Genomic DNA, 2,847 nt, shown 5'->3' with positions numbered 1-2,847 from the left:
CCGCCCTACTTCTCCATCAAGGAATCGGTATTCCCGTTCGTCAAGTTCCCCGGCGTCGATCCACTGCTGGGTCCGGAGATGAAATCCACCGGCGAGGTCATGGGCGTGGGCCGCAGCTTCGGCGAAGCCTTCGCCAAATCCCAGCTGGCGGCCGGCAATCCACTGCCCGTTCGGGGGATCGCCTTCGTCAGCGTCCGCGACGCCGACAAGCCAGCCATCATCGAGATCGCCGCCACGCTGGTACAACAGGGCTTGAGCCTCGTCGCCACGCAAGGCACGGCCGCCACGCTCAGCGCGCGCGGCATCGCCTGCGAGCCGGTCAACAAGGTCAACGAAGCACGCCCCAATATCGTCGACCGGATCAAGAACGGCGATATCAGCCTGATCATCAATACCACCGAAGGCCCTCAAGCGATCGCCGATTCCTACGCGATCCGTCGCGAAGCGCTGATCCGCAAGATCAGTTACACCACCACCCTCGCCGGCGCCAAAGCGACCGCCCAGGCGCTGGGCGCCATCGGCGAGCATGTCTACCGTTTACAGGATTTACACAGAGAGCTGCACCATGACGACTAAAGTCCCGATGACCATCGCGGGAGCCGAGAGGCTCCGCGCCGAACTCAAGGAACTCAAGAGCGACGCACGCCCGAGGGTAATCGCGGCGATCTCCGAGGCACGCTCCCATGGCGACCTCAAGGAAAACGCCGAGTATCATGCCGCGCGCGAACAGCAGAGCTTCATCGAGGGCCGGATCAACGAAATCGAGCACAAGCTGTCGCACGCCCAGATCATCGATGTCGCCCAACTGCCTCGCTCCGGCAAGATCGTGTTCGGTGTCACGGTCGAGTTGACCGATGTCGACAGCGGAGCGGAAGCGCGCTATCAGATCGTCGGCGAAGACGAAGCCGACATCAAGGCGGGCCGCATTTCCGTCAATTCACCCATCGCCCGTGCCCTGATCGGCAAGGAAGAAGGCGATGAAGTACAGGTCCAGGCCCCCGGCGGCACCAAGAACTTCGAAATCGTCGAGGTTCTGTATCTATGAGCCCGGTTGTACACGCGGCAGTTGACGCCTGCCGCCGCGCTCACTATCATTTCTGCAACCCTTCGGGCGGTTAGCTCAGCGGGAGAGCACTGCCTTCACACGGCAGGGGTCGCTGGTTCGATCCCAGCACCGCCCACCAGAATTCAAGCACTTACACCCCGCTCCGGCGGGGTTTGTTTCTCACCGTGACCAAATCGTGACGATCCCTGTTCTATCCGCTGCACTGCGGCGGTCAGATTCTCGGGCGCTAGATGCGCGTACCGCTCGGTCATCCTGACCGTTGAATGACCCAGAAAATCGCGAATCTCGGGCAGCGGTACGCCCGCACTGACCAGCCATGCGGCGCAAGTGTGCCGCAAGTCGTGCGGGGTGATTCCTTCCAGTCCGGCCCGATCACATGCCAGCCGAAACCCTTTCTTGATGCTCGCTATCCGGGTTCCGTCCTTGCGGCAGAACACCCAGGGCGAACCGGGGCAGTGTTCCGCCCGGAACCGGGCGCGTGATAGCATGGCGGCGCGTGCTTCCTGATTCATGGGTACGCTCCTCGCTTTGGTGGTCTTGGTGTGGTGGGCTTCCAGCCGGATGATGCCCTGCTGGAGGTCCACGCGCTTCCATTCCAGTTGCAGCAGCTCGCCGGACCGCATGCCGGTATGGATCGCCATCCGGATGAAGTCGGCCAGATGCAGGGCCTGATACGTCCGCCGTGCGGCGGCAACCAGTGCCTCGGCCTGCTCGCGTGTCAGCCAGTGGGTCCGCCCTGGTGGCTCCCGTAGCATCCTGCCACTGACCGGGTTGTCGATCTGCCAGCCCAGGCCTTTGCGTGCCCAGCGTATCGCGGCGCCGAATAGCGACAGCTCCCGGTTGATGGTTCCGGGTTGTGATCCAGCCTCGCGGCGACTGGCGATGTAACCCGAAACCTCGGCGGGTCCGATACGCTCCAGCGCCACGCCCGAAAACCAAGCGTACAGCCGGCGGGCGCTCCAGTGGTCGCGTTCAGCGCTGCGTTTCTCGGCTCCCGGCCCGCGCAGGTATTCCAGCATCAGTTCGTCAAAGCTCCTGCTCGGTTGTTCGTCCCAGAGCCGGGCCTTCCGTGCCTCGACCCTCCAACGGCTCAACGTCGCCTCGGCTTCCTTGCGGTCGGCAGTTCCAGTAGATCGGCGAGTTCGCCGGCCGCTTGCGTCGGCCCAGCTCGCCCACCAGGTGGATGAATCCGGGCGGCGATAGAGGCCGTCCCGGTCGGTCTTGCGCTTCTTCGGCATTGCCTGTTCCTCGGTCCTGGCGTTGCCTGCCCCGCGCAGGGTTCAGTATGCCGATCCGGCATAAGCTCGGCAATGAACCGCTCCAGTTCGGCGGCGGGTATGCGTGGGCATCGAGGGCGGGGGTAGACCACCGCCAACCGGCCGGAATCGACTAGGCGGCGCACGCTGCGGGCGGAGCAGCTGAGCCGCTCTCCTGCGTCATTGAATGTCAGCAGCTGCCGCGACATGCTTCGATCTCCAATGTGGCGGTGTGAATTCGCACCGTGTCAGCTCGATCACGCGGCTTCGGGTTTCCTTCTTACGCGATCCGTTGCAACAGATCGCAATCGGCAGTCGGGCGGGTGACGGTCTGGATGCGTCGCTGGCCCACGGGTTGTTGGGTTTGGTGTTCATCGGGTGTGCTCCGGTTGGGTTGCGGTTGGGGCCGTCCCTGGCCGGTGGCTTCAGGCGCTCTCGCGACTCTGCTCCGCGGCTTGAATCTGACCGACCAGCCAATGTTTAATCATCGCGCTGCTGATCGCCCAACCGCTGCGGTCGAGCTGA

The 2,847-nt window shown here is 63.7% G+C and carries 2 protein-coding genes, 1 tRNA gene and 2 pseudogenes; 3 read left to right on the top strand and 2 right to left on the bottom strand.

Annotated features, from left to right (window positions below; all coding sequences use genetic code 11):
- The 3 genes and pseudogenes from carB to AC52Q4_RS10390 form a co-directional block, all read left to right on the top strand.
- Positions 1-576, top strand: a pseudogene (gene carB / locus AC52Q4_RS10400) (carbamoyl-phosphate synthase large subunit); the annotation flags it as partial.
- Complete coding sequence (gene greA, locus AC52Q4_RS10395; protein ID WP_495536729.1) at positions 566-1,045, top strand: transcription elongation factor GreA; 480 nt, start codon at positions 566-568, stop codon at positions 1,043-1,045. The pseudogene carB and the gene greA, both read left to right, overlap by 11 nt.
- A gap of 64 nt (positions 1,046-1,109) precedes the next feature.
- Positions 1,110-1,184 (top strand) — tRNA-Val (locus AC52Q4_RS10390).
- A 4-nt stretch (positions 1,185-1,188) separates the two neighbouring features.
- Here the strand turns inward: AC52Q4_RS10390 and AC52Q4_RS10385 are convergent.
- Positions 1,189-2,304 (bottom strand): tyrosine-type recombinase/integrase, encoded by a 1,116-nt coding sequence (locus AC52Q4_RS10385; RefSeq protein ID WP_495536728.1) that lies wholly within the window; start codon positions 2,302-2,304, stop codon positions 1,189-1,191.
- Positions 2,305-2,381: 77 nt separating this feature from the next.
- A pseudogene (locus AC52Q4_RS10380) lies at positions 2,382-2,531 on the bottom strand (helix-turn-helix domain-containing protein); the annotation flags it as partial.
- Positions 2,532-2,847: the final 316 nt, after the last annotated feature.

It is taken from the genome of Nitrococcus sp. (assembly GCF_059432795.1).
The sequence above is the reverse complement of the archived record's forward strand: the minus strand, read 5'-3'. Positions and strand labels throughout refer to the sequence as shown.

Bases quoted from the DNA above. Each gene is read 5' to 3' on its own strand.
- greA (WP_495536729.1), top strand. From the start codon at position 566: ATGACGACTAAAGTCCCGATGACCATCGCGGGAGCCGAGAGGCTCCGC.
- AC52Q4_RS10385 (WP_495536728.1), bottom strand. From the start codon at position 2,304: ATGCCGAAGAAGCGCAAGACCGACCGGGACGGCCTCTATCGCCGCCCG.